Source organism: Paenibacillus peoriae KCTC 3763, from assembly GCF_000236805.1.
Classification (GTDB): domain Bacteria; phylum Bacillota; class Bacilli; order Paenibacillales; family Paenibacillaceae; genus Paenibacillus; species Paenibacillus peoriae.
On sequence record NZ_AGFX01000011.1, the window covers coordinates 438,607 to 462,817 of the forward strand.

General features: G+C 47.3%; 20 protein-coding genes and 1 other annotated feature. Of the genes, 14 read left to right on the forward strand and 6 right to left on the reverse strand.

The genetic code is table 11. The features are described from left to right. Positions 1 to 74: 74 nt before the first annotated feature. On the forward strand, positions 75 to 1,358 hold the full coding sequence (locus KQI_RS0104435; protein ID WP_029390024.1) for an MFS transporter: 1,284 nt from the start codon (positions 75 to 77) through the stop codon (positions 1,356 to 1,358). A 43-nt stretch (positions 1,359 to 1,401) separates the two neighbouring features. Here KQI_RS0104435 and KQI_RS0104440 read toward each other — a convergent pair whose 3' ends face one another. Then, a complete protein-coding gene (locus KQI_RS0104440; protein WP_010345519.1) occupies positions 1,402 to 2,034 on the reverse strand; it encodes a YktB family protein in 633 nt (210 codons plus the stop codon). 280 nt (positions 2,035 to 2,314) lie between these two features. Here KQI_RS0104440 and KQI_RS0104445 point away from each other — a divergent pair, with 280 nt between their 5' ends. Both KQI_RS0104445 and gndA read left to right on the forward strand, forming a co-directional pair. Further along, positions 2,315 to 2,914 (forward strand): hypothetical protein, encoded by a 600-nt coding sequence (locus KQI_RS0104445; RefSeq protein WP_010345520.1) that lies wholly within the window; start codon positions 2,315 to 2,317, stop codon positions 2,912 to 2,914. 179 nt (positions 2,915 to 3,093) lie between these two features. Next, positions 3,094 to 4,500 (forward strand): NADP-dependent phosphogluconate dehydrogenase, encoded by a 1,407-nt coding sequence (gene gndA, locus KQI_RS0104450; RefSeq protein WP_010345521.1) that lies wholly within the window; start codon positions 3,094 to 3,096, stop codon positions 4,498 to 4,500. Between the two features lie 190 nt (positions 4,501 to 4,690). Here gndA and KQI_RS0104455 read toward each other — a convergent pair whose 3' ends face one another. Beyond that, on the reverse strand, positions 4,691 to 4,996 hold the full coding sequence (locus KQI_RS0104455) for a rhodanese-like domain-containing protein (protein WP_010345522.1): 306 nt from the start codon (positions 4,994 to 4,996) through the stop codon (positions 4,691 to 4,693). 269 nt (positions 4,997 to 5,265) lie between these two features. Here KQI_RS0104455 and aroA point away from each other — a divergent pair, with 269 nt between their 5' ends. The 4 genes from aroA (at position 5,266) to ptsP (ending at position 10,809) form a co-directional block, all read left to right on the forward strand. Beyond that, positions 5,266 to 6,558: a 3-phosphoshikimate 1-carboxyvinyltransferase gene (gene aroA / locus KQI_RS0104460; RefSeq protein ID WP_010345523.1), complete on the forward strand. Its 1,293-nt coding sequence runs from the start codon at positions 5,266 to 5,268 to the stop codon at positions 6,556 to 6,558. A 33-nt stretch (positions 6,559 to 6,591) separates the two neighbouring features. Continuing rightward, a complete protein-coding gene (locus KQI_RS0104465; RefSeq protein WP_010345524.1) occupies positions 6,592 to 7,026 on the forward strand; it encodes a CoA-binding protein in 435 nt (144 codons plus the stop codon). 157 nt (positions 7,027 to 7,183) lie between these two features. After that, complete coding sequence (locus KQI_RS0104470) at positions 7,184 to 9,067, forward strand: glucose PTS transporter subunit IIA (protein WP_010345525.1); 1,884 nt, start codon at positions 7,184 to 7,186, stop codon at positions 9,065 to 9,067. Then, entirely contained in the window at positions 9,064 to 10,809 is a 1,746-nt protein-coding gene (gene ptsP / locus KQI_RS0104475) for a phosphoenolpyruvate--protein phosphotransferase (RefSeq protein WP_010345526.1), read from the forward strand. The genes KQI_RS0104470 and ptsP overlap by 4 nt, the downstream gene beginning before the upstream one ends. 99 nt (positions 10,810 to 10,908) lie before the next feature. Here the strand turns inward: ptsP and KQI_RS0104480 are convergent, their stop codons facing one another. Further along, complete coding sequence (locus tag KQI_RS0104480) at positions 10,909 to 11,445, reverse strand: type 1 glutamine amidotransferase domain-containing protein (RefSeq protein ID WP_010345527.1); 537 nt, start codon at positions 11,443 to 11,445, stop codon at positions 10,909 to 10,911. Between the two features lie 359 nt (positions 11,446 to 11,804). Here KQI_RS0104480 and KQI_RS0104485 point away from each other — a divergent pair, with 359 nt between their 5' ends. From KQI_RS0104485 to KQI_RS0104500, 4 genes are all read left to right on the forward strand, one after another. Next, on the forward strand, positions 11,805 to 12,251 hold the full coding sequence (locus KQI_RS0104485) for a hypothetical protein (protein ID WP_010345528.1): 447 nt from the start codon (positions 11,805 to 11,807) through the stop codon (positions 12,249 to 12,251). Positions 12,252 to 12,352: 101 nt separating this feature from the next. Then, a complete protein-coding gene (gene ytxJ, locus KQI_RS0104490) occupies positions 12,353 to 12,694 on the forward strand; it encodes a bacillithiol system redox-active protein YtxJ (protein WP_010345529.1) in 342 nt (113 codons plus the stop codon). A gap of 106 nt (positions 12,695 to 12,800) precedes the next feature. After that, positions 12,801 to 13,808: a catabolite control protein A gene (ccpA, locus tag KQI_RS0104495; RefSeq protein ID WP_007431040.1), complete on the forward strand. Its 1,008-nt coding sequence runs from the start codon at positions 12,801 to 12,803 to the stop codon at positions 13,806 to 13,808. 126 nt (positions 13,809 to 13,934) lie between these two features. After that, positions 13,935 to 14,633, forward strand: coding sequence for a 5'-methylthioadenosine/adenosylhomocysteine nucleosidase (locus KQI_RS0104500; protein WP_010345530.1), 699 nt, complete (start codon positions 13,935 to 13,937; stop codon positions 14,631 to 14,633). Between the two features lie 10 nt (positions 14,634 to 14,643). Here KQI_RS0104500 and KQI_RS0104505 read toward each other — a convergent pair whose 3' ends face one another. Further along, positions 14,644 to 15,276 (reverse strand): GNAT family N-acetyltransferase, encoded by a 633-nt coding sequence (locus tag KQI_RS0104505; RefSeq protein WP_010345531.1) that lies wholly within the window; start codon positions 15,274 to 15,276, stop codon positions 14,644 to 14,646. Positions 15,277 to 15,526: 250 nt separating this feature from the next. On the opposite strand from KQI_RS0104505, the gene acsA reads away from it, so the two are divergent. Further along, complete coding sequence (acsA, locus tag KQI_RS0104510) at positions 15,527 to 17,242, forward strand: acetate--CoA ligase (RefSeq protein ID WP_010345532.1); 1,716 nt, start codon at positions 15,527 to 15,529, stop codon at positions 17,240 to 17,242. Between the two features lie 77 nt (positions 17,243 to 17,319). Here acsA and KQI_RS0104515 read toward each other — a convergent pair whose 3' ends face one another. Beyond that, a complete protein-coding gene (locus tag KQI_RS0104515; protein WP_010345533.1) occupies positions 17,320 to 20,343 on the reverse strand; it encodes a penicillin-binding protein 1A in 3,024 nt (1,007 codons plus the stop codon). A 135-nt stretch (positions 20,344 to 20,478) separates the two neighbouring features. Next, positions 20,479 to 20,746 (forward strand) — a binding site (T-box leader). Between the two features lie 66 nt (positions 20,747 to 20,812). Here KQI_RS0104515 and tyrS point away from each other — a divergent pair. Continuing rightward, positions 20,813 to 22,066: a tyrosine--tRNA ligase gene (tyrS, locus tag KQI_RS0104520; RefSeq protein ID WP_010345534.1), complete on the forward strand. Its 1,254-nt coding sequence runs from the start codon at positions 20,813 to 20,815 to the stop codon at positions 22,064 to 22,066. Positions 22,067 to 22,269: 203 nt separating this feature from the next. Next, on the forward strand, positions 22,270 to 23,139 hold the full coding sequence (locus KQI_RS0104525) for an AraC family transcriptional regulator (RefSeq protein WP_010345535.1): 870 nt from the start codon (positions 22,270 to 22,272) through the stop codon (positions 23,137 to 23,139). A 78-nt stretch (positions 23,140 to 23,217) separates the two neighbouring features. Here KQI_RS0104525 and rpsD read toward each other — a convergent pair whose 3' ends face one another. Beyond that, positions 23,218 to 23,817, reverse strand: coding sequence for a 30S ribosomal protein S4 (gene rpsD, locus KQI_RS0104530; RefSeq protein ID WP_010345536.1), 600 nt, complete (start codon positions 23,815 to 23,817; stop codon positions 23,218 to 23,220). Between the last annotated feature and the right edge of the window lie 394 nt (positions 23,818 to 24,211).

The window sequence follows — 24,211 nt, forward strand, 5'->3', positions numbered from 1 at the left end:
ATTTGTGGAAAAGTGGAGTAGTGGAAGAACCTGGACTTGATAACTCAAAAAACGAAGGTGAGGATGTGGGACGGATGCGGCAAATTGGACAGGAAAAAGCTCCACGACGGCTGTGGTCTCCTTTTTTTGCGCAATTATGGGTGTTGGTATTTTTGGTCGAATTTATGAAAGGCTCTCTACTGGTGGCCATCCTGCCGGTATATATGGGGGAAACACTTGGGCTGTCAGCGGGCATTATCGGTTTGGCCTTTTCGCTTCAATATTTTGGCGACAATGCGTTTCGGGCGCCGGCGGGCTGGATGGCCGAACGGCTCGGCTACCGTGGAACGATGTCGACCGCGCTGTTATTTACACTTGTAGCGATCATTATGCTAAGCGTGCTCAGAGAGCCTGTGTGGCTCGTGGTAGCATGCCTGCTGCTCGGACTTGGCACCTCTCCGCTCTGGCCTTGTGTCATGACTGGAACGACCGCAATGTCTGGACCTAATAACAGCAACGGCGCAGCGATGGGAACATTGGAAATTGCGTCCATGGGCGGGACGGGGCTAGGGCCGCTTGTTATGAACTTTGCTATGTCATATTATGGGCACTCTTACGGAATGGTGTTCATGATTTTGATAGGATGCAGCATTGTATTGTTGCTGGTTGCTCTCATGCTGCCCGGATCGAACAAAACAACTGCTACAGAAAATTCCGAGCGAAGCGCTGTAGTGTCTTCCGGTGGGGCCATCAAGCAGAAGCAGCAACTATGGAAAGGAATCAAGGAAACGATCCGCACGCTCAAAACAAAGCTAAACGTCAATCCACTTATTTATCCGGCTCTGTTTTTACAGTCATTTGTCATCGGTCTGATCAGCCCGGTACTGACGCTGTACGCACGGACGGACCTCGGAATTTCACCGAACCTGTACAGCGTGCTTTTGATTGCAGGCGGTGGGGTGACTGTGCTGGCACTGATTCCGTGCGGTAAGTTGGTTGATCGACTTGGAACGGAGTATTTTCTGCATATTGGCTTTTTGCTTGCCGGCATCACGTTGTTTTTCTTCTCAACCGTCCGATCTATTCCGTTTGTGTTCATAGCCGTAGCGCTTATTGGCTTGGGATATGCTCTCATTTTGCCTGCATGGAATACATTTCTGGCCAAATTGATCCCGGAAAGCGAACGAGCGACAGTATGGGGATTTTTTCTGACGCTCCAAGGCTCGGGGATGGTTATCGGTCCGCTCGTGTCAGGAGTGCTATGGGACCGTGCAGGACACACAGCCCCATTTATCATCAGTGGTGTTGTGATGCTGCTTATGTTCGGCTGCCATTTGGCTTTGGCGCGTCATCCACGTAGAAAAACCGTTAAGGCCTGAACTGTGCTCTTAAAAGCGGATCAGGGCTGCATTTACTCGGGAGTTATTCTTTCGGAAACGCCATCCGGTACAGTGGTAGCAAATGCTCAAAGGTAGCACGTATCGTCTGCAGCAGCGCTGCTCCGTCACTGGCCAGAGGATCATTCCGATCAATACGGAGCCCACACATGATCTCGGCTTTTTTCACCTGCTGCAGCTTGTTAATGATGGTTTGAAACTCTTTCATGTCCATTTGTTGCTGCTCTGTGCCTTCTGGAGCCATGTGGTCCATGGACCAGTAAAAATGCCCCGGTATGCTGGAGCGTACATCGCTCAGGTTGGCTTCAAGCGCCTGCGCAAACGTGGTTTTGTTCGGACTTTCATAAATGACTGCGAATATGATGAAAATATGGGAAGCAAACATACCTACCTCGAAATGCGGCAGCGCCTTATATCCGCGCTTACTTGCTGCCCAGGCTACCCAAGTATCTATCGGGGGATTGACCTTGCGTCGTGCATGCTTGGCAACGTGAACGTACATAGGCTCGCCACATAATTCTGTCAGGAACGGGGCTAACTCTTCGCCAATTGTCTCCAGCTTGGGCCGAAGCTGCTGAACTAGCACCTCCATGCGAGGCTCCAGCCCCGGTACTTCAAAAACCTCAAAATCCTTTGCGGTAAATCCACTGAATGTCATTCCTTTTCCTCCTGTATCTCTGGGGTAAGCCATATCGTTTGGCGTACTATGACCGATTATAGCATAATGTCAGCAGGCTTGATCGACTTTAGACCAGGCTCGGTACAAGCATATAAGGCAAAAGTAGGATTGTGCGCTGTTACTCATAAAAATAGGTCAAATAACCAAGTACCCTTACATAAAATGAAGTATAAAATAGAGCAAAGGAAGATCAAGCGGGAAAGCCGCAGGCTGCTGTAGCCGGACTTCTTGAATCGGACTTGAAAAAGGAGGGAATGCCGTGAACAAGGGCTGCGAGGTAGAATATTGTAATCTGGAGCTCCGGTTTAGCCGTCGGCATATCCATAATCTGATCAAGGATTTGATATCGGAAGGGTATTCGCTGTACTGGAGCGAGGATGAGTCGTATCTGGTTTTGTCGGTAAGAACCGGGCGCAAACTGGTGAAGCTCCGTTTTCAACAATTGCGCACAGGGCATTACAAGCTGGCTGGAGATTATGTAATCCGCGACGCCAAGCTGGCCGAGTGGCTGGAGAAGCTGATTGGAAGCACCCGAGGTCATGCCATTGTCAAAAGAGTCAAGGACCATCATATTTTAGTGGAAAATATTTTGTTCGGCGAGGTCATTCGTCTGGTCGAGGTAACTGGCTTTAAGCAGCGTGTCATTTATCAGAAGGGGCCGGTGCTGTCCGTACAGGAAATGGAGGATATGTACGCCTCCAATGAAGGCGAAACCCGGTTGCTGTTGCTCAAAATGGAAGTGGACGATGTGTTGGAGAAGCTGTTTATGGCGATGGGTGAGGGAAATACGGCAAAAGCAGGGAAATGCAAGGAACGCCTGCAAACGCTATCCCGTCAATTGCTGATGATGGAAGCGTAGTGCTTTACATCTGAACACCTCATGAAAAATGGGGTGTTTTGCTCTGCGAATAGACAGGGGTTCACTTCTGACAGCAAAAACGTTAAAATAGAAGTGCGCGTGTTCCGATTCACATATAGTGTAATGCGGTAAAGCGGCGATATAGAATAAAAAATATGTTGCAAAGGATGAGGAACCAGATGGCAAAACAGCAGATTGGTGTGATCGGCCTGGCGGTAATGGGTAAGAATTTGGCCCTTAATATTGAGAGCAGAGGATTCACAGTCTCGGTTTTTAACCGCTCTCCAGAAAAAACGCATGATCTTCTCAAAGAAGCAGAAGGTAAGAAACTGACGGGTACATTCTCCATTGAAGAATTTGTGAACTCACTGGAATCGCCCCGTAAAATCCTGATCATGGTTCAAGCGGGTAAAGCAACAGACGCCACGATTGAACAGCTTGTGCCTCATCTGGACAAGGGCGACATTATTATAGACGGAGGCAATGCCTACTTCCCTGATACACAGCGCCGCAGCAAAGAGCTGGAGGAAAAAGGACTTCGCTTTATTGGTACAGGCGTATCTGGTGGTGAAGAGGGTGCCTTGAATGGTCCTGCCATCATGCCGGGTGGACAAGAGAGTGCCTACAAACTGGTAGAGCCGATTCTGACGGCAATCTCTGCTAAAGTGGATGGCGACCCATGCTGTACATATATCGGTCCTGACGGTGCTGGTCACTATGTAAAAATGGTGCATAACGGTATCGAGTATGGTGACATGCAATTGATTGGTGAAGCTTATCACCTGTTGAAATCTGTCCTGAACGTGAGCGCGGAAGAGCTGCATGAAATCTTTACGGAATGGAATAAAGGCGAACTGGACAGCTATCTGATCGAAATTACGGCTGATATTTTCTCCAAATATGATCCTGAAACAGGCAAACCAATGGTAGATGTGATTCTGGATGCCGCAGGTCAAAAAGGTACAGGCAAATGGACAAGCCAAAGCGCACTGGATCTGGGTGTACCACTGTCCATGATTACCGAATCCGTATTCTCCCGTTTCTTGTCTGCCATGAAAGACGAGCGTATTGCTGCAAGCAAAGTGCTGAGTGGTCCTGCTACTGAATCCTTCAGCGGCGACAAAAAAGAATTTATCGAAAACGTACGTAAAGCACTGTTTGCAAGTAAAATCGTGTCTTATGCCCAAGGCTTCGCTCAAATGCGCGCAGCTTCCGATGAATACAATTGGGATTTGAAATACGGAAATATCGCCATGATCTTCCGTGGCGGTTGCATTATCCGTTCGCAATTCCTGCAAAACATCAAGGATGCCTATGACCGTGATCCTGCCCTGAAAAACCTGTTGCTGGATTCTTACTTCAAAAACGTAGTAGAAAATTATCAAAATGCATGGCGTCAGGTGATTTCTGTGGCTGTAGCTCAAGGTATTCCAGTGCCTGGATTCTCCAGCGCGCTTGCATATTATGACAGCTACCGCACTGAACGTTTGCCAGCCAACCTGCTGCAAGCGCAACGTGACTACTTTGGTGCACATACGTTCAAACGTGTGGACAAAGAAGGCGTATTCCATCACCAATGGTTCTAATGAACTGAGTGGCGGATATACAAGGATAGCAGTATAAAGTAAAACGGAAGCTTTTTTGCCCCTACCGGGTAAAAGAGCTTCCGTTTTTTGATTTTCGCGTCAAAGGGGACAACGTGGAGAGGATTGTGTAACCTTTTAACGCTGTGGTATGATATGAACAGATTTTAATGCGTTACCGCGTTTAAGCTTTTTACTGTTCTTGTGACCATTGCAGCATGCCGCCGGTCATGTTCGTACAGCCTTCATAACCGAGCTGTTGCAAATATTCGCAGGCCCGTTCGCTGCGATAACCGCTCCGGCAAATAAAGATGATTTCACCGGTACGTTCAATTTCCTCAAGACGGCCCGGAAGCTGTCCGAGCGGAATGTGCTTGGCACCTTCAATCATGCCTTCCGCTACTTCTTCCGCCTCGCGGACGTCGATCAATTGCAGTTGTTCTCCTGCTTGCAGGCGTGCGCGAAGCTCAGAAGGTTCAATCAGGGCGATTTGCGTCATGGCTGGACCTCTTTTCTGATGTGAAATGGGTACTGCGTTGTGTTGTTGATGTGTGCGAAATATCACACTCTCTATGTATGATAGCGAAGCTATCTCTTAGCTGTCAAATAGGCCAAACCTAAATACAGATGAAGACTGATCAACTTGCTGGATTAAACTCCGCCAGACCTAGATGAATATTATATATTTTTTGGTGGAGAAATGAATGCTACAGCTTGTATAATTAATGTAAACTAGGATGGTTTGAATCGAAAAGGAGCATGTACAATATGGATGTTATCGTTAGACCTACCCCTTCCTTGCAGGGAGAGATTGGGGCCTTGTCCTCCAAAAACTATACTACTCGTTATCTGCTCACAGCGGCACTCGCGGATGGGAAAAGCACTATTTATTATCCAGCCCATAGCGAAGATAGTGATGCGATGCGTCGTTGTATCGCCGATCTGGGTGCAGTGCTGGAAGAGGATGACGAAAAAATAGTTATTACAGGCTTTGGCAGCCATCCTCGATCCGTGAAGGAACTAAATGTGGGGAATGCCGGAGCGGTGCTTCGTTTTTTGATGGGAATTGCATCCTTATGTCCGGATGTTACTTTCGTTAATACATATCCTGACTCATTGGGTAAACGGCCGCATGACGATCTCATCGATGCGCTGGGCCAGTTGGGTGTGAAGGTGGACCATCGCGAAGGTAAGTTGCCGATTCGTATCCAGGGCGGTCAAGCTAAGGGCGGCAAAATTCAGGTGTCCGGTTCGGTTAGCTCGCAATATTTGAGCGCGTTGCTATTCCTTACACCATTATTGGAGGAAGACAGCGAAATCGAAGTGCTGCATGATTTGAAATCCAAGGTGGTCGTCGGGCAGACGCTGGAGGTATTGCAGGAGGCTGGCATTGTCATTCATGCAAGCGATGATTACATGTATTTCCGTGTACCTGGGCGACAATCCTATCAGCCACGTACGTATACTGTACAGGGGGATTACCCGGGGAGTGCGGCAGTGCTGGCTGCTGCTGCAGTGACAAATTCCGATGTCACCATCCATCGGCTAAAAGAGCAGAGCAAGCAGGGAGAACGTGCTATTGTAGATGTGCTGCGTATGATGGAAGTACCGCTGACGCACGAGAACGATACCGTTGTCGTGAAGGGAAATGGCCGATTGAAGGCTATCGAGTTTGACGGAGATGCTGCGACAGACGCTGTGCTTGCCATGGTAGCTGCAGCTGTATTTGCTGAAGGCACGTCTCGTTTCTACAATGTGGAAAATTTACGGTACAAGGAATGTGACCGGATCACCGATTATTTGAATGAGCTGAGCAAGGCCGGAGCTCGCGTGGAAGAACGTCAGGCGGAGATCATCATTCATGGCAGACCGGAGGGTGTCGAAGGAGGCGTTGAAATTAACGCGCACTTTGATCACCGTGTCATTATGGCTTTGACGGTTGTAGGCTTGCGTGCGCAGAAGCCGCTATTGATCAAGGATGCGCATCATGTGGCCAAATCGTATCCGCAGTATTTTGACCATCTGACAACACTTGGTGCTTCAGTAGAATGGGTAAAATAAAAGTAAACTAAAATGCGAACAGGAGAGGATAGAATGGCTTTTGAAAATCCGTCGAGGGAAGAAATTAAAACCATTTTGGAACAAGTAGGCAATATTGCGGTTGTTGGTTTGTCTGATAAATCTGACCGAACCTCACATATGGTTTCTTATGCCATGCAAAAGCGGGGATATCGCATTATTCCGGTTAATCCTGCCGCAGCAGGGCAAACCATTCTTGGGGAGACTTGTTATGCCAGTCTTGCTGAAGTACCCGAGCCTGTCGAATTGGTCAATGTATTCCGCCGCAGTGAATACTGTGCAGAGGTTGCGCGTGAAGCAGTTGCGATTGGAGCCAAGATTTTGTGGCTTCAACAAGGGATTATCAGCCAGGAAGCGGCTGACATTGCACAGGAGCATGGAATGACGGTCATTATGGATCGCTGCATTAAGGTAGAGGACTCGGTGACCCAGGCAGTACGTAAAGGATAATCATAAACGCTGCACCAAAAAAACCTTCTTCCCTAGCTTCACAGGGGTGAAGGTTTTTGGTGCAAAATGAGGACTTTATTTCTTGTCAGACGGAATCATCGCTTTGACAAAAGTATTTATTCAGCTTACCATCAGGGATAGAAGGGAGAGGAATGCCATGAATTGGCTCGGATCCTTACAACAGATTGGTCGTGCTGTCATGCTCCCGACGATGGTACTACCGGCAGCTGCAATCTTACTAAGTCTCGGTAGCCTTCCTTGGTCCGCGTGGGGATTCCCTATGGTGTCTGATATGGCTAACGCGGCGGGACACGGGATTTTTTATTTTTTGCCTTACCTGTTTGCGGTTGGTGTTGCACTTGGCATGTCGAATCAGGCAGGTCAGGCGGGACTGGCAGCGCTGGCTGGTATGGCTATATATGATCAAGTCACATTGAGATTTGGAAACGGACTCATTCAACCGGCGACGCTCATTGGTATCATTTTGGGGGTCATTTCAGGGATCGCCTATAATCGTTTTAAAAGCATTAAGTTGCCCGAAGTGCTTCAGTTTTTTGGGGGTACCCGATTTGTTTTGTTGCTCATTGGCTTGTTCTCTGCTGTGTTCGCAGGACTTATGCTGTTTGTTGCTCCGCTTATTCAGAGAGGATTGCAATTTATAGCAGGTCTGGAATCGAACTTTGGTGGCTTTGGACTGTTTATTTACGGTATTCTATACCGGCTGCTGGCAGCCTTTGGTCTTCACCATCTGCTCAATAATATATTTTGGTTTCAACTGGGTACATATCAAACGCCGTCAGGTAACGTCGTGCAGGGAGATTTGCCCCGATTTTTTGCTGGCGATCCGACAGCGGGCTATTTTATGTCCGGGTTGTTCCCCATTATGATGTTTGCGATTCCTGCCATTGCGCTGGCGATCATTCAGGAAGCGCGTGAAGATTTGAAGCCCAAGGTACAAAAAACGTTTTTGACAGCTGCGCTTGTCTGCTTTTTTACCGGAGTATCGGAACAGATCGAGTTTGCCTTTTTGTTTGCTGCTCCTTATTTGTTCCTCGTTCATGCAGTCATGTCCGGGCTGGCGATGTGGCTTACCTTTGAATTGGATATTCATCACGGTTTTTCCTATTCGGCGGGTTTTATAGATTATGTGCTTAATTTTCATCTATCACATAACGCCTGGTTGCTGATTCCGGTGGGAGTAGCGTATGGCTTTGTATATTATGTACTGTTTCGCTGGGCCATCCGGCGATTCCGTATTCCAACTCCCGGCCGCGAGGAAGGTTCGGTTCTGGAGGATTGGGCTGGCAATATCCCTTACAGTGCTCCGCTTATTTTGGAAGCGCTTGGCGGGAAGGAAAATATAGTGCAGGTGGAGGCCTGCATCACACGTTTGCGGCTGACCGTCCACAATGACAGGCTGATTGATACCGGAGCGATGAAGGCTTTGGGCTCTGCCGGGCTGATCAATCTGGGTGGGGGGAACTTGCAGGTCGTATTCGGAACGTATTCAGAGCTGATTCGTGAGGAAATTGCAAAGCTGATGGAGCGTGATCTCCCTCAAATTTTGTTCAATGCTCCTGTACATGGAAAAATGTTGCCGATTCATGAAGTGCCTGACAAAATTTTTGCGACAAAGCTGGTCGGGGACGGTGTTGCTTTTGTTCCTGAACGCGGTGAGCTTGTGTCTCCGGTGTATGGTACTGTGATGCATTTGTATCCGACAATGCACGCTTTGGGCATCTCTACACGAGAGGGACTTGAAGTTCTGCTTCACATTGGGATTGATACTTCACAGCTGAAAGGGAAGTTTACTGCTATGGTAGAAGCAGGCGATACGGTGGAGCCGGGGCAATTGCTGATCAAATTTGATTTGCCGGCGCTGCGGGAGCAAGCTCCATCACTGGTGACTCCTATGGTTATCACGAATCCGGATCGCGTCAAGTCATGGAGCTTTGCTCCGTTTAAAACAGTTAAAAAAGGTCAGGCCTCGGTAATGTCCGTTGTGCTGCATGACAGGAATGTTGGAGGGGTAGAAACATGATAGAAGGCATCGGCGCCGCAGCAGGTGTGGCAATCGGGAAGGCATTTGTCCTGCCGAGCTGGGAGTGGGATTTACCTGAGCAAAAAATGGATGCGGTGGATCTTGCGAAGGAATTTGAACGGTTGTATGAGGGGATACGTACATCCAAAAGTGAGATCCAGTTTATTAAGGATGAGTTTCGGGAGATGGTGGGGCCGGAGGAATCCAGCATTTTTGATGCTCATCTTGCGATATTGGAAGATCCGGAGTTCATGAACGAAATCCGTGGAATTATTGAGCGTCAGTACAAGGCAGCCGAGGTCGCAGTTAAGGAGGCCATTGATCATTTTGTGACGATGTTTGATTTATTGGATGATGAATATATGAAGGAGCGGGCGATCGACATTAAGGATGTGGGGAACCGGTTGCTCAAGCATTTACTGGGTGCACCGGAAATCACTCTTCCCAAGGACACACTGCCTTATATATTGGTAGCCAAGGAGCTCTCACCCTCCCAATCGGCTCACTTGAATCCTAGCTATGTGTTAGGCATTGTGACCATGAATGGTGGTAAAACGTCGCACTCTGCGATCATGGCCCGTGCGCTTGGTATTCCGCTCGTTTCGGGACTGGAGAGTAATCTTAATTTGTCTGTCCAGACCGGAGATATGATGGTTGTCGACGGAGACCTGGGCAAGGTGTATGTGAATCCGGAAAAAACGGTTATCCATCATTATGAGGTATTGCGTGATGAGCAGCGCCGCAAAAAAGAACAGCTGCAGGTACTTGCTTCCGTGGAAGCTGTGACCAAAGATGGAGCCTCACTGAGGCTGGCGGCCAATATTAGTTCCGTTAAGGAACTGGAGGCAGCCTTGAAGCATGGAGCTCAAGGAGTAGGGCTGTTCCGAACGGAATTTTTATATATGGATCGAAAATCTGCTCCAAATGAAGAGGAGCAGTATGAAGTGTATCGGCTGATAGCGGAAAAGGCAGGGAGCCACGCTGTAGTCATCCGCACATTGGATATCGGCGGAGATAAGCCGCTAGATTATCTTCAATTGCCGGAGGAGGAAAATCCTTTTCTAGGCTACCGAGCTATACGGATCAGTCTGGATTCGAAGGCATTATTCAAAACTCAGCTGACTGCAATTTTACGGGCCAGTGCAGCAGGGAACATCAAGGTCATGTATCCGATGATCTCATCGGTCGAGGAATTCCGCCAGGCAGATGCTCTGTTGAAGGAAGCTATGGTGGATTTGGATTCGAGAGGGCTTGCTTACAATCCGAACATTCAGCGCGGGATTATGATTGAGGTACCAGCCGCGGCGATGATCGCGGATCTATTGGCAGCTGAAGCTGATTTTTTTAGTATCGGAACGAATGATCTGGTTCAGTATGTGCTGGCTGTAGACCGCATGAACGAGCAGATCGCACATATGTACCACCCATACCATCCGGCTGTGCTGCGGATGCTGCGCATGACAGCACAAGCGGCACATCAAGCAGGTATTGATGTGAGTGTGTGTGGTGAGATGGCTGGAGATGAACGATCCATTCCCCTTTGGCTGGAACTGGGGATACACCAGCTCAGCATGTCCCCACAATCTTTATTGCGGGTTAAGCATCGTGTGCTGAATACGACTGCATCCGAGGCGAAGATGGTCGCTCGGGCTTGCTTCGCCATGCCTACTGTTGCAGCGATCGAAGACAAGCTGACCGCAGCGAATGTCAACTGTATTCCGGCTGGGCCTGGACAGCAGTAATATTGTGCAATGTCTCGAAAGCCACAGCCGCCGATCAGGACGAAAAAGCACCTTCAAACCAATATATTTTTGGTTTTGAAGGTGCTTATTTCTTATTTCCTATTTCTGGCTGTTGTCTGCTAACAGATCACAGAATGCTTTTCCGTAAGGTGGAAGGTCGGGCGGACGACGAGCAGATACAATATGACCGTCGGTCACAACAGGATCGTCCTTCCAGATCGCTCCTGCATTCTCCATATCATCACGGATACCTGGTGTGGAGGTTACCGTAACACCGTCCAAAATTTTGGCGGAAATCAGCACCCAGCCTGCATGGCAGATTTGTCCGATCGGTTTGCGTGCGGCGTGAAATTCTTGTACGAGTTGAATTACCTTGGGATAGCGGCGCAGCTTATCAGGCGCCCAACCGCCAGGGACAAGAATCCCGTCGTAATCGCTGCTGTTTAGCTCTTCAAAGGCATATTCTGCTTCAGCAGGCACGCCGTATTTTCCAATATATTTTTTACCCTTTTCAGCACCGGCTAGATGCACTTCTGCGCCTTCTTCGCGAACACGGTAAACCGGGTACCATAGCTCCAGATCCTCGAATTCCTCATCCACCAGAGCGATAACCTTTTTTCCGGCAAGTCTCGACATCCAACCATCCTTTCGCGCGTCATATGATGACACTGCTGTTATTGTAATCTCTACCTTTACATCTTAAGAAAAAGAACGCACGAAGTCCACATCCCATAAAAGTTCCGTGGAGCACATAACAAACATGATTGTATTGGTGACTTACCTTTTACGCCTATAGTTAACGACAACTTCACCAATCCTTTGGTAATTTGTTCATAGCTGCAATCTGTGGAAGGATTTGAGGCGCATAAAGTCGAAATAAAACAAGACATGAAAGATTTTATAGAGTTAACAAAGCTTTTATAGACTAGTAGATAGATATATCTGGATTTGATGAGATCCTCATATAGCTTGATTCTATGTAATGAGGTGGTTAAATGCATAAGCAATGCCAATGCGGCACAACGATGGGACTGGAACTTCGTAAGGTGATTTATGCCAGAAAGGTTGAAATTCTGCATGTTCCTGTGTTTTCATGCCCGTCATGCTTTTCCAGTGAGGTTTTGCAACATGTGACGAAGGACATCAAGGAACTGCTACAAAGTCTAGGAGATAACCCCTCGGTCCGGCGAATGTCCTTTGCCCGCAGCAATGAACTGGCTGAGATTATCCGTAAGCTGGTGCTGGAGGAAGCGGACAATCCCAATGTGGACTGGCAATCCTCTCTGGAGGAGCGAATGGAGCTTCGGATTAATCTCTTGCTGGACCTTTATCGTTATGCGAGAAGTCTGGGAGATGAGGATTGGATGAACGATGTAGAGAAAAGACTGGCTCAATTATCCGGTTTTACCAGTAAATCGGTGTTTACAAATACAAAAAACTAAAAAATATGAAAATTTTCATGGTCACCATTGGATTTTACATGTTCTTTTTGTTACGATGAGAATAGGCCATACGACAAGACACAGAAAGGAATGTATATCCAATGGGGACGATGACGAAAATGACTACTGTTCAACAATTAAATACGGCTCTGGAAGCAACATCAGACAAGCCGTTGCTTCTCTTTAAACATAGCACGCGTTGTCCGATTAGTTCAGGTGCATATCAGGAAATGGAGTCCTATTTGCAAGCTGCTCCCAACGAAAATATTGAATACGGTATCATTTATGTAGTAGAAGACCGACCGGTATCCAATGAGGCTGCGGAGCGGCTCCAGGTAAAGCATGAATCGCCGCAAGCCATTTTAATCAAGGATGGAGAGGCTGTCTGGCATACATCCCATTCGAATATTACAGCCCGTGCACTCCACGATCATCTCACCTAGGTGATGAAGTGCTATCGTTGCATAAAGTAGTATTTTGTCGTATCATGGTTCTAATTAGTTGATCTAGGATTCGGTTGAAAATTTATTGGCAATGGAGAGAAGGAATGTGACGGTAACGATCTATGATGTAGCTCGCGAAGCCGGTGTCTCAATGGCTACGGTGTCCCGTGTAGTTAACAATAATCCTAACGTAAAACCTCAGACACGTAAGAAAGTGTACGAAGCGATTGAACAATTGGGATATCGCCCAAATGCGGTGGCTAGAGGTCTGGCCAGCAAGAAGACAACGACTGTTGGTGTGGTTATTCCGGATATATCGAACTCAATTTTTGCAGAGATTGCGCGCGGTATTGAGGATATTGCGAATATGTATCACTATAACATTATTTTGTGTAATGCCGATAAGCGGAAGGAAAAAGAGATTCGTGTCATCAATACGTTGCTTGAAAAGCAAGTGGATGGACTTCTGTTCATGGGCGGCACAGTCACGGATGAGCATATTCAGGCATTTCATACAGCCGCGGTTCCTATCGTTCTGTGTGCAACGAGTGATGAAAAAGGAAGCTACCCTTCAGTCGATATCGACCATGAAGCAGCTGCTTTTGATGCGGTAAACACATTGATTCGCCACGGTCACCGTCAAATCGCAATGATCAGTGGTACGCTTCAAGATCCTGCAAACGGTTATGCACGTTTCCAAGGTTACAAGAGAGCATTGGAAACTGCCGGAATCGAGTATCAAGAGGATCTCGTGCGAATCGGAAACTACCGTTATGAATCCGGTGTTGAAGCTATGAAATACTTCCTGGGCTTAAAGAAGAAGCCAAGCGCGATTTTTGCTGCTACAGATGAAATGGCGATTGGTGCTATTCATAGCATTCAGGATGAAGGTTTGAAAGTACCTGATGATTTTTCCGTAATCAGTGTGGATAATATTCGTATGGCTTCCATGGTACGTCCTCAGTTGACAACCGTGGCGCAGCCGATGTACGATCTGGGCGCGGTAGCGATGCGATTGCTGACTAAACTGATGAAAAAGGAAAATGTGGATAATGCTCGTGTCATTTTGCCACATGAAACGATTTTGCGGTTGTCAGTTAATTATCTAGACTAAGCGAAGTGCTCAACAGGATATATTTTGATAAAAGCTCCTTCGATGAAAGCTCCTTTGATGGAGCTTTTTTCGCGAGTACATATTTCGTATGAGTACAATCATCATTAAAGAATAGAGGGATACGGAATGAGCCGGATTTATGGATTAATGGGTGCTATGGATGAAGAAATTGAATTGCTGCTGTCAGCGATGACCGAAGCGAGCAAGACGATCAAGGCCGGAATCACTTACACTACAGGAATCATCCACGGGAAACAGGTTGTCGTATGCAAATCCGGTGTCGGCAAGGTCAATGCTGCGGTAACTACCCAAATCCTGATTGATCGCTTTGGCGTAGAACAGATTATTTTCACGGGGGTCGCGGGGGCAGTACACCCGGATTTAAACATTGGGGATATTGTCATCTCATCAACATGTATGCAGCATGATATGGATGTGGCGGCTTTGGGTTATGCCAGAGGGATTATCCCTTATCAGGATACGTCGGAATTCGCCGCTGATCCCGAGCTTGTCCGCCTGGCTGAACAAGCCTGTCAATCGTTTGATGATCGTTATATTGTCGGCAAGGTCCTATCTGGTGATCAATTTGTCTCAAGTCGTGAATTGGTAACTGCATTGCATCAGGAAATGGGCGGCGCTTGTACCGAGATGGAGGGTGCGGCGGTGGCTCAGACGGCTCACATGAATGCTGTGCCTTATATTGTCCTGCGTTCTATGTCAGATAAGGCCGATGGATCGGCTCACGTTAATTTTGCTGAATTTACGGTGGAAGCATCTCATCGCTCACATCGTATTGTGGAGTATATGCTCAAGCATTTAGGCTAAGGGTGCCATTTTAGTACATGAATCTTCGTACAAACCGGATACGGTCAAACTGCTCTCGTGATGCGAGAGGGACATCCTCTCCCATTCGTACCATCAGACAGTTAGCCGGGTGTGAGCATATTTCAGGATCATCCGTGGCGTACCAGACCATATCTACGGTTTTCATCAGACGTTCCATCATGCGGCGGTACTCCCATACGGAAAGGCCGCTGCCCTTTAAATCCCAGTGCCAATAGTACTCGGTCGTAAAAATAATATAGGATTCAAGCTGTCCGTCCTCAAAGGCAATTCGAATCATCCGACTACCCAAGCCCAGTCCGCGATAGTCGTCGGCGACCTCAATGGCTCCAAGCTCCAGCAGGTCCTTCATGCCTGCTTCCGACCAGCGTTCCAACTCATCCGGGTAGTGGAAGGTGACGTATCCCAGAAGGGTTTTCCCATCATGGGCAATGATGATTCTGCCTTCCGGCAGTTCTGAAATTTCCACCAGCGCGTCGAATTGCTCCTTTGGTTTACGAAAGGCGTCCAATTGCGTATGCATTTCAAATGAACGCAGTTGATCAGCGGAAACCGGTCCTTCTACATAGATTGTTTGTCCGTTATGATCCAGCGTATCCAAGTGGTGCAGTTTTAAATGCTGCATGCGTACGACCTCCTTGTTTACCATCAGCTAGCTCTCCACATCCCCTACTTATAACAAAAAAACAAATAAATGAAAAGGATGGTCGTCACATCCTCATCTATGATATACTGTTTTAGACATAAAATGTTCACAATTAGATGTTTTAAATTAGATATTAAACCAAAGAGGGTACATTTGCTTTTATTGAATTTTGTAAGCGCTATCTTGTCCTGCGCAATTCTCATTATCATATTATGAGGAGGCTGTATGCATGAAGATTGAAGAACTCCAGGCTGTAGTTCCTACATCCAACATGGGCCCGTACGAACAAGCTTACAACCGATTTCAGTGGGAAGATGCAGAACGTCATTTTACGTGGTATGAAACAGGCAAGGTGAACATGGCACATGAGGCCATTGATCGACATGTAGAAGAAGGCCGTGGTGAAAAAACAGCGCTTTTGTATTGTGATGCAAGCCGCAATGAAGCTTACACCTTTTCTCAGCTTCGCGCCAGCTCTAACAGGTTTGGTAATGTGCTACGCAAATACGGTATTGGCAAAGGGGAGCGGGTGTTTATTTTCATGCCGCGTTCACCTGAGCTGGTGATCAGCTTGTTTGGTATTTTAAAGGTTGGAGCTGTTGTGGGCCCTTTGTTTGAGGCGTTTATGGAGACAGCGGTCAAGAATCGGCTGGAGGATAGCGGGGCGGTGGCACTAGTGACCACACCTGCACTTCTTTCGCGGATCAAACGCGAGGAGCTTCCTGAGCTGCGACATATTTTTGTGGTTGGTGATATGGACGAACGAGAGCAAGGGATTATTGATTTTGAAACAGAAATGCTTACGTCCTCAGAAGAGCTTGAACCTGAATGGCTGAGTCGTGAGGACGGATTAATCATTCATTATACGTCAGGCTCCACAGGCAAGCCAAAAGGTGTGTATCATGTACAAAATGCGATGATTCAGCATTATTATACTGGCAAGATGGTGCTGGATCTGCGGGAAGATGATGTGTATTGGTGTACTGCTGATCCAGGTTGGGTCACAGGAACGTCATATGGCATTTTTGCTCCATGGCTGAACGGAGCAACGAATGTTATTCGTGGGGGCCGTTTCAGTCCAGCGGACTGGTACCGGACGATTGAGCGCCACGAAGTGACCATATGGTATAGCGCTCCTACAGCGTTTCGGATGCTGATGAGTGCGGGAGAGCAGGTTGTTGCCAAGTATGATCTCGGCAGTCTGCGGCATGTGTTATCCGTGGGAGAACCGCTCAATCCCGAAGTGGTAAGATGGGGCTGGCAGGTGTATACGCAACGCATTCACGATACATGGTGGATGACAGAAACAGGGGGGCAATTGATTTGTAATTACCCTGAGCTGGCGATTAAGCCCGGTTCGATGGGAAAGCCACTACCAGGTATTCAGGCTGCCATACTGGACGACAAAGGACAGGTGCTGCCTCCGAACCGGATGGGGCATTTGGCAATACGTACACCGTGGCCATCGATGATGAACCGTATATGGAATAACCCGAACAAGTATCAGGAGTATTTTCGCTTCCCCGGTTGGTATGTGTCCGGCGACTCTGCCTATATGGATGAGGACGGCTATTTCTGGTTTCAGGGACGGATTGATGATGTCATTAATTCCTCGGGCGAGCGAATCGGTCCTTTTGAGGTCGAGAGCAAGCTTCTGGAGCATCCTGCTGTTGCGGAGGCTGGGGTCATTGGAAAACCGGATGCTGTGCGAGGAGAGATCATTAAAGCTTTTGTCGCACTGCGTGAAGGCTACACACCTTCTGAGGCTTTGCAGCAGGATATCTCCCGCTTTGTCAAGGAGGGGCTGTCTGCCCATGCTGCTCCACGCGAAATTGAATTCAAGGAAAAGCTGCCCAAAACCCGTTCCGGCAAAATTATGAGACGTGTGCTAAAGGCCTGGGAGCTTAACCTTCCTACAGGGGATTTATCTACCATAGAGGATTAAAATGCTATTCATAAAAAAGAGGAAGTCTCCACAGCCATATTGGCTAAGGAGACTTCCTCTTTTACTTTTGTTTACAGCTATGGACGAACGGCTCCCGAAGGAGCCGATTCGCCGATTGCATTTATGGAAGTGACGCGGAACCAGCCTTTTGGCTTTTTACCAGCTTTGTATTCAAAGCTGGCAGATGTGGTAGAACCGATGTTGGTAAAGGGCTCCGCACCGTTTTCACTGTAGTACACATTATAGCTTGTAACAGCGTCCGCAGGCTTTCCGGCACTCCATTGAAGTGCTACAGAAGAGCCTGTTGCCTTAGCCTGGGGCTGTCCAGGAGCAGTAGGAACCTCTGTAGGCTGTACACCTGTTGCATCTCCGGCACCCGGAACGGCTGGAGACTCCGAATTTACAGGCGGCACTACAGGTGCTGCGTTTGCTTTGACACTTGGCTCGGACTCATGTCCGCCTACATCCACGGCGGTCACGTAATAGCTGGAACTGCTGCCTCCTGGACTGTCAGTGAACACCTTGGAGCCATCGGCCATGACGACCTGGCCAAGCCGTTGGAAACTGCCGCCATCCGTGGAACGGTAGAGACGATATCCTACGACGTCGCTGTTTCCGCTTGGACTAAAGCTGATTATGGCCTTTCCATCGCTGTAGCTAACGCTGACGCCCGCTGGAGCACTAGGGGCAGCGCCGTCGTCCGTGCGTGGATCAACCTGAGTAGGAGCTTCCTTATCTGCATCCTCAGGGAGATAGTAGGACAACGAGTTATGCCGTTTCATCACCCTAAAGGCCTGCTCAAGCTCTTTAATCAATTCTGAGATGGGTTTTTCCCTTTTTCGAACAGTTCGTTCATACAGCATATCATCCGGTGTACTATCGCGTGGAATGTAATTCACACCTTGATAGGTAATATATTTGGCACGGGTAACACCATTTTCACTATTTTTGGGTAAATACTTACTGTTGTAAATATCCGATCCATACGCAGATGCTGTACGGCTTACAATACCGTCAGGTCGCTTGAAGCTGTCCGTCTGGAACAGCTGGGAATCCTTGGCCGTTACTTCATTCATAATCAGAGCCCATAAGCGACGTGCACGCTCTTTTTGTACTTTTGTTTCAAGCTTATTAACAGGCTGCTTGTAACCGACCCACACACCCAATGTAACGTCAGGCGTAAATCCCTCGAACCAAACATCGGTATAGGATTGTGTAGTACCAGTCTTGCCGGCAATCGGAATCTTGCCAGCTTGATTAAAGTTACGCTTCACCAGTCTGCCTGTACCTTCTGACACTGCTGTACGCAACATATCCGTCATCAGATAGGCCGTTTGCGGCGTGAAGGCTTGTACAGGATTAGGCTGATGCTTGTACACAATGTTGCCTTGCGAATCCACAATCTTTTCAATCATATAAGCGTCATTAAATACACCGCCGTTAGGAATGGCTCCATAGGCATTTGTTAGCTCCTCGACAGTCACCCCGTGGGCCAAGCCGCCAAGCACACCCGTTTGGGCGTTATTATCACTCGGTTCCAGGGTGGTAATGCCCAACTTTTTGGCGAAAGCCCAAGCCTTGCTAATACCTACTTTTTCGTTAAACAGCTTGAGCGCTATCGTATTTAGCGATTGATTCAGTGCATAACGTGCTGTAACCAATCCTTGATAGCGGTTGTTGGCATTTTTCGGGATATGATATCCGTTGCTGCCGTCTTTCAAAATAATAGGAGCGTCGTCCACGATGCTGCCGGGCTGCACAAGACCACTTTCCAATGCAGGAAGATAGGCGGCAATGGGCTTCATCGCTGATCCTGGCTGACGCACCATCTGAGTAGCATAGTTCATCTGTTCCTTTTGGAAGTCCCGGCCTTCCATCATCCCGAGAATTGCGCCTGTTTTATGCTGAATCAAAATGGCCGCTGCTTGCTCATCACCCTTAGTTTTACTGGTGGCAGAGAAGTTGTTTTTATTTTCTGCAATTTGGCGCATGGATTTGTATACGCTCTTATCAATGGTGGTATAGACCATATAGCCACCCGTGCGAAGCTGTTGTTCGGCCTCTTTGAGCAAGTCATTATCGTCCTTGGTCTTTGCATCTGCACCAGCATTGGCCGCCTGACCCGGATTCGTGACGGACATCAGTGCCTGCGCAGCTTGCCGTTCTGTTTCCATCATAAGGTATGGATAGGTGTTATAAGCTTTTACCGTACGAGGTGCAAGAGATTTTTTAATATCAAAAGCCATTGCTTCATCATACTGAGCTTTATTGATTTTATTTTCTTCGAGCATTCGGCTGAGCACCAGATGTTGCCGAGTTATTGCCCTTTTAAAGCCGGACTCATTAAACTCGCCCTTACCGTTGAAAGCAGAATAAGAGGAAGGAAGCTGCGGCAGTCCTGCCAGATAGGCGGCCTGGGCCACATTGAGCTTATTTAGATCATTTTCGTTAAAAATACCCTTGGCGGCTGCTTTGATGCCAAAGACGTTGTAACCGCTTGAGCCGTTTCCAAAAGGTACTTTGTTGAGATAGGCTGTAATAATTTGCTGCTTGCTCAGAAAGCGCTCAAGGCGCAGAGACAGCAGAATTTCCTTGACTTTGCGGTCATCCGTGCGATCGAGATTTAGAAAAACACGACGCGCAAGCTGCTGAGTCAGGGTGCTCCCCCCGGTTTGTACGGACTCATGCAGTGCTTTTTGTTTCACAGCACGCAGCGTTCCTGACAGATCGACACCTTTGTGCTCGTAAAAATGGTTATCCTCAATAGCAATGACTGCGTCAATGACGAGTTGCGGAATCTCCTTAAACGTGACGGGCCGCCGATCTTCCTCTGTCCGGAGCTGTCCGATGGGAGAACCATCATTGAAATAAGCAAAGCCCGTTATTGCGTTCTTATTTACTTCCTGTTCAATCATGGATCTGGAACGCACGGGCTCGTTTTTGACAATAGAGGCTATATAGCCGGCGGCTGCTCCTCCTGCGAACAGTGCCCCCATACAACCGATGATGATGACCCACTTTATGACACGGCCGAGCCTTCGCATGGTTGTCCGTAAGCGGGAAGGCTTTGGCTCTGATACGTTGTTTTTTTCTTCAACCATTAAGTCTTCCTCCTTTATAACAGCCATTATTATAGCATAAAATTACAAAGCGAACCCATATGCTAAAAAGCCTGTCTTTTGGTGTCGTTGACTACACAAAAACAGTATGTTATAAATAGGTCAAAGTAAATATCGTGAAAAGCAGAGAAAGACTTCAGTAGAAGGTGGAATCACGTTGTGCAGAGAGCCGATGGATGGTGTGAATCGGTAGCGTCCCATCTTTGAATTACCGTCTGGAGCTGTCTGGATGAATGGCAATGCCTTTGCAGATTTGTGAAGTCGACGATAGTAATCCAGTACCGGGTGTAGACCCGTTATAGAAATGAAGTGAAAGAAGCGCTTGTTTTGGCATACGTTTCTTTAATTAGGGTGGTAACGCGAGTAGCTCCTTCTCGTCCCTTGGGATGAAAGGGGCTTTTTGATTTGTTTAATATCTAATATTTGGATAATTTAATAGGAGGAATACAGAATGAAATGGGAAGAATTGAAGCCTGAGCAACAGGTAGAGGTAGAGCGACAGCTTGATGTGATTCAGCGGGGTGTGGCGGAAATTGTGCCGGAGGATGAGCTGAAACGCAAGGTTATCAAGTCAGTGGTAAGCGGTGAGCCGCTCAAAATCAAGCTGGGTCTTGATCCGTCTGCACCTGATATTCACATCGGACACACGGTTGTTATGCACAAGCTGCGCCAGTTTCAGGAACTGGGACATCAGGTGCAGCTGATTATTGGAGATTTTACAGGCAGAATCGGTGATCCAACAGGTAAATCGGAAACCCGGAAGCAACTGACTGAAGAAGATGTACAGCGTAACGCGCAAACGTATAAGGAACAAATCTTTAAAATTCTTGATCCTGATAAAACAAAGGTATACTACAATTCCGAATGGCTGGGACCGATGTCTTTTGCCGATGTGGTAACCTTGTCCGCCAAGGTCACTGTTGCCCGCATGCTGGAGCGGGATGATTTTACAAAAAGATACCAAAACGGCTTGCCAATCAGCATTCACGAGTTCTTCTACCCTCTGATGCAGGGCATGGATTCAGTAGCTCTGAAAAGCGATATCGAGCTGGGAGGAACGGATCAAAAGTTCAACCTGCTGATGGGCAGAACTCTGCAAAAAGAATACGGTGTAGAGCCGCAGGCGACCATCACGCTGCCACTGCTTGAAGGACTGGATGGCGTGCAAAAGATGAGTAAAAGTTTGGGGAACTACATTGGTGTTGATGAGGAGCCGAACGAAATATACGGGAAATCGATGTCCGTTCCTGATGAGCTTATGCTGAAATATTTTGAGCTTGCAACGGATATCAACAATGAGGAGCTTGCGGATCTGGCAAAAGACGTGCAGGATGGTTCAGTGCATCCGCGTGATGCTAAAATGAAGCTGGCCGGAACGCTGGTACGCATGTACCATGGTGAGGAAGCGGCGGAAGCAGCCAAGCAGCATTTTGTGACTGTATTCCAGCAACGTGCGCTGCCTGATGATATCGAAGAGTTCACCTTGACGGCTGATCAATTGGAAGAAGGCGGAATTCGTGTGATCCAACTGCTGACTCTTCTGGGCTTTGCGGCATCTAATGGTGAAGCAAAACGTAGTATTCAGCAGGGTTCGGTCAAAATTAATGAAGAGAAGTGGACCGATGTGAACGAAGCATACACGCCGAAGGAAGGCGACATTGTTCAGGTAGGTAAACGAAAATTTGCTAAAATCAAGCTTGGATAATTCAAGATCCATTGACAAGCAGCGCTGAGATCTGTATAGCATCTCTGCGTTGCTTTTTATTTTTGCCAAGTGAAAGGCCGTGGTAAACTTAGCACAAATAATCAAACAAGTAGGTGCAGGATTATTCATAATGGATTGCGTGGGCTTGCACTATTTGCGTGTAGGGAATAACCAAAAAAATAACAAGTAAGGGGGAGGTTTGTATGGACTATTTTAAACGAATTCAGTGTGCGATTGAGTTTATTGAATTGAACCTTCGGGAGGATTTGAAAATTACTGAGGTTGCTTCACAAGCTTGCTTTTCAGCCTTTCATTTTCAGCGGGTTTTTCAGGCCATTTCGGGCTTTACGGTTCAACAATATATAAGAAGGAGAAGATTGTCTGAAGCGGCTGCAAGGCTGAAACAATCCAGTCAAAAGGTATTAGACATCGCTATTGAGTATCAGTACAACTCGCAAGAAGCATTTACCCGTGCTTTTGAAAAGAGTTTTGGTATCACCCCTGGGAAATATCGCGATAGTGATATTGAGCTTCCCGAGCAAAGCAAGATCAATTTTCTGGATTATCAAAAAAACACGAAGGGAGATTTGGATGTGAATAAGCCGGTGATGCGGCAACTCGAAACGATTAAAATCATAGGGCATGAGTATAAAACAAATCTAAACAATGAGCAACATTATAAAGAAATCCCGGGATTTTATGATCACTTTGGGGCAAATGAATATTTTATGTGTATTCCGAACAAAATCGCACCGGGAATGTCATATGGGATTGCTTGTCGTTTTGAAGACGACGGTGCATTTTCATTTGTGGTGGGCGAGGCAGTTGAGGAAGAATCGAAAGAGCTGGCAGAGGGGTTCATATATATGGAGATTCCAGCGGGGAAGTATGCCGAATTTGACGCTTCGGGCTCAAATGGACGAGTTCAGGATGTACGAGATTTCATCTACGGCACATGGCTTCCCAATTCTAATTTTGAACGGAGGGAGGGGCCTGATTTTGAAATTACGGATGTGATGAATTCTTCCTTTCCTGATCATTTGAGTATCAAGGTGTATATCCCGATTGAATAAAAGCCGCAGGCTAGACGTATGAGGAATATAAAAAGCACCCGAACTTTGTTCGGGTGCTTTTCGGTGCTAATGCAAGGATTAGCGGTTGTAGAATTCGACGATTTGTTTTTCGTCGATATCTTGGGACAATTCGCCACGCTCAGGCAAACGAATGTATTTACCTTCCAGAGCAGCGTCATTGTACTCCAGGTAAGCAACCAAGTGGTTGCGGTTTTCCAAAGCTTCTTTAATGGAAGAAAGGGAACGACTTCTTTCACGAAGACCGATCACGTCGCCAGGGCTTACTTGGTAAGAAGCGATGTCAACTTTTTTACCGTTCACAGTAACGTGACCGTGAGCTACCAATTGACGTGAGCCTGCACGGGAATTAGCAAAGCCAAGACGGAACACGAGGTTGTCCAGGCGGCTTTCCAGCAAGAACATGAAGTTTTCACCAGCGATACCGTGCATGTGTTGAGCTTTGTTGAACAGGGTACGGAATTGTTTTTCACCCAAGCCGTACATGTGGCGCAGCTTTTGTTTCTCTTGAAGTTGCATACCGTAGTTACTGATTTTTCTCCGTTGGTTTGCACCATGTTGTCCCGGAGGGAAAGGGCGTTTCAATTCTTTGCCTGTGCCGCTCAGGGAAATACCGAGACGACGGCTTAATTTAAATTTAGGACCAGTGTAACGTGCCATTATAGAGTTAACTCCTTCATAATTAAAATTTGAGTTGGGGCTCTCTTTGCGCTCCAATTTGTTCGGCGCTACCAATCAAGGTGAGACGCACTACTGACAGAAAAGTTCAGCCGCTGTCCTGTCAGCAACAAAAAAGATGAGGGTGACACAAACTGTTACGCCCAAAATTTAAGATCCGCACAGTAGATAATTCTGCCGCACAGTCTTTTTCAATAATATATATTATATGTAAGAGTGGGTCAATGTCAAGAAGAGAAAAAGAATGAAAAGGTCAGAATTTGTCGATAGGGCTTAAGAACTAAAAAAGTGGGACGAATTTCTGAAAAATGGATGCAAATTTCTAAAGTTGAGAGTAAAATAGAGCATACTACGAGCTATAGTGGTGCATAGCCGC

What these genes read in the sequence shown, in the direction of transcription:
- KQI_RS0104455 (WP_010345522.1), bottom strand. Translation starts at nt 4,996, where the DNA reads ATGACGCAAATCGCCCTGATTGAACCTTCTGAGCTTCGCGCACGCCTG.
- KQI_RS0104480 (WP_010345527.1), bottom strand. Translation starts at nt 11,445, where the DNA reads ATGTCGAGACTTGCCGGAAAAAAGGTTATCGCTCTGGTGGATGAGGAA.
- rpsD (WP_010345536.1), bottom strand. Translation starts at nt 23,817, where the DNA reads ATGGCACGTTACACTGGTCCTAAATTTAAATTAAGCCGTCGTCTCGGT.
- acsA (WP_010345532.1), top strand. Translation starts at nt 15,527, where the DNA reads ATGAAGATTGAAGAACTCCAGGCTGTAGTTCCTACATCCAACATGGGC.
- KQI_RS0104470 (WP_010345525.1), top strand. Translation starts at nt 7,184, where the DNA reads ATGAATTGGCTCGGATCCTTACAACAGATTGGTCGTGCTGTCATGCTC.
- ytxJ (WP_010345529.1), top strand. Translation starts at nt 12,353, where the DNA reads ATGGGGACGATGACGAAAATGACTACTGTTCAACAATTAAATACGGCT.
- KQI_RS0104440 (WP_010345519.1), bottom strand. Translation starts at nt 2,034, where the DNA reads ATGACATTCAGTGGATTTACCGCAAAGGATTTTGAGGTTTTTGAAGTA.
- aroA (WP_010345523.1), top strand. Translation starts at nt 5,266, where the DNA reads ATGGATGTTATCGTTAGACCTACCCCTTCCTTGCAGGGAGAGATTGGG.
- KQI_RS0104435 (WP_029390024.1), top strand. Translation starts at nt 75, where the DNA reads ATGCGGCAAATTGGACAGGAAAAAGCTCCACGACGGCTGTGGTCTCCT.
- gndA (WP_010345521.1), top strand. Translation starts at nt 3,094, where the DNA reads ATGGCAAAACAGCAGATTGGTGTGATCGGCCTGGCGGTAATGGGTAAG.
- KQI_RS0104525 (WP_010345535.1), top strand. Translation starts at nt 22,270, where the DNA reads ATGGACTATTTTAAACGAATTCAGTGTGCGATTGAGTTTATTGAATTG.
- KQI_RS0104500 (WP_010345530.1), top strand. Translation starts at nt 13,935, where the DNA reads ATGAGCCGGATTTATGGATTAATGGGTGCTATGGATGAAGAAATTGAA.
- tyrS (WP_010345534.1), top strand. Translation starts at nt 20,813, where the DNA reads ATGAAATGGGAAGAATTGAAGCCTGAGCAACAGGTAGAGGTAGAGCGA.
- KQI_RS0104505 (WP_010345531.1), bottom strand. Translation starts at nt 15,276, where the DNA reads ATGCAGCATTTAAAACTGCACCACTTGGATACGCTGGATCATAACGGA.
- KQI_RS0104515 (WP_010345533.1), bottom strand. Translation starts at nt 20,343, where the DNA reads ATGGTTGAAGAAAAAAACAACGTATCAGAGCCAAAGCCTTCCCGCTTA.
- KQI_RS0104485 (WP_010345528.1), top strand. Translation starts at nt 11,805, where the DNA reads ATGCATAAGCAATGCCAATGCGGCACAACGATGGGACTGGAACTTCGT.
- ptsP (WP_010345526.1), top strand. Translation starts at nt 9,064, where the DNA reads ATGATAGAAGGCATCGGCGCCGCAGCAGGTGTGGCAATCGGGAAGGCA.
- KQI_RS0104465 (WP_010345524.1), top strand. Translation starts at nt 6,592, where the DNA reads ATGGCTTTTGAAAATCCGTCGAGGGAAGAAATTAAAACCATTTTGGAA.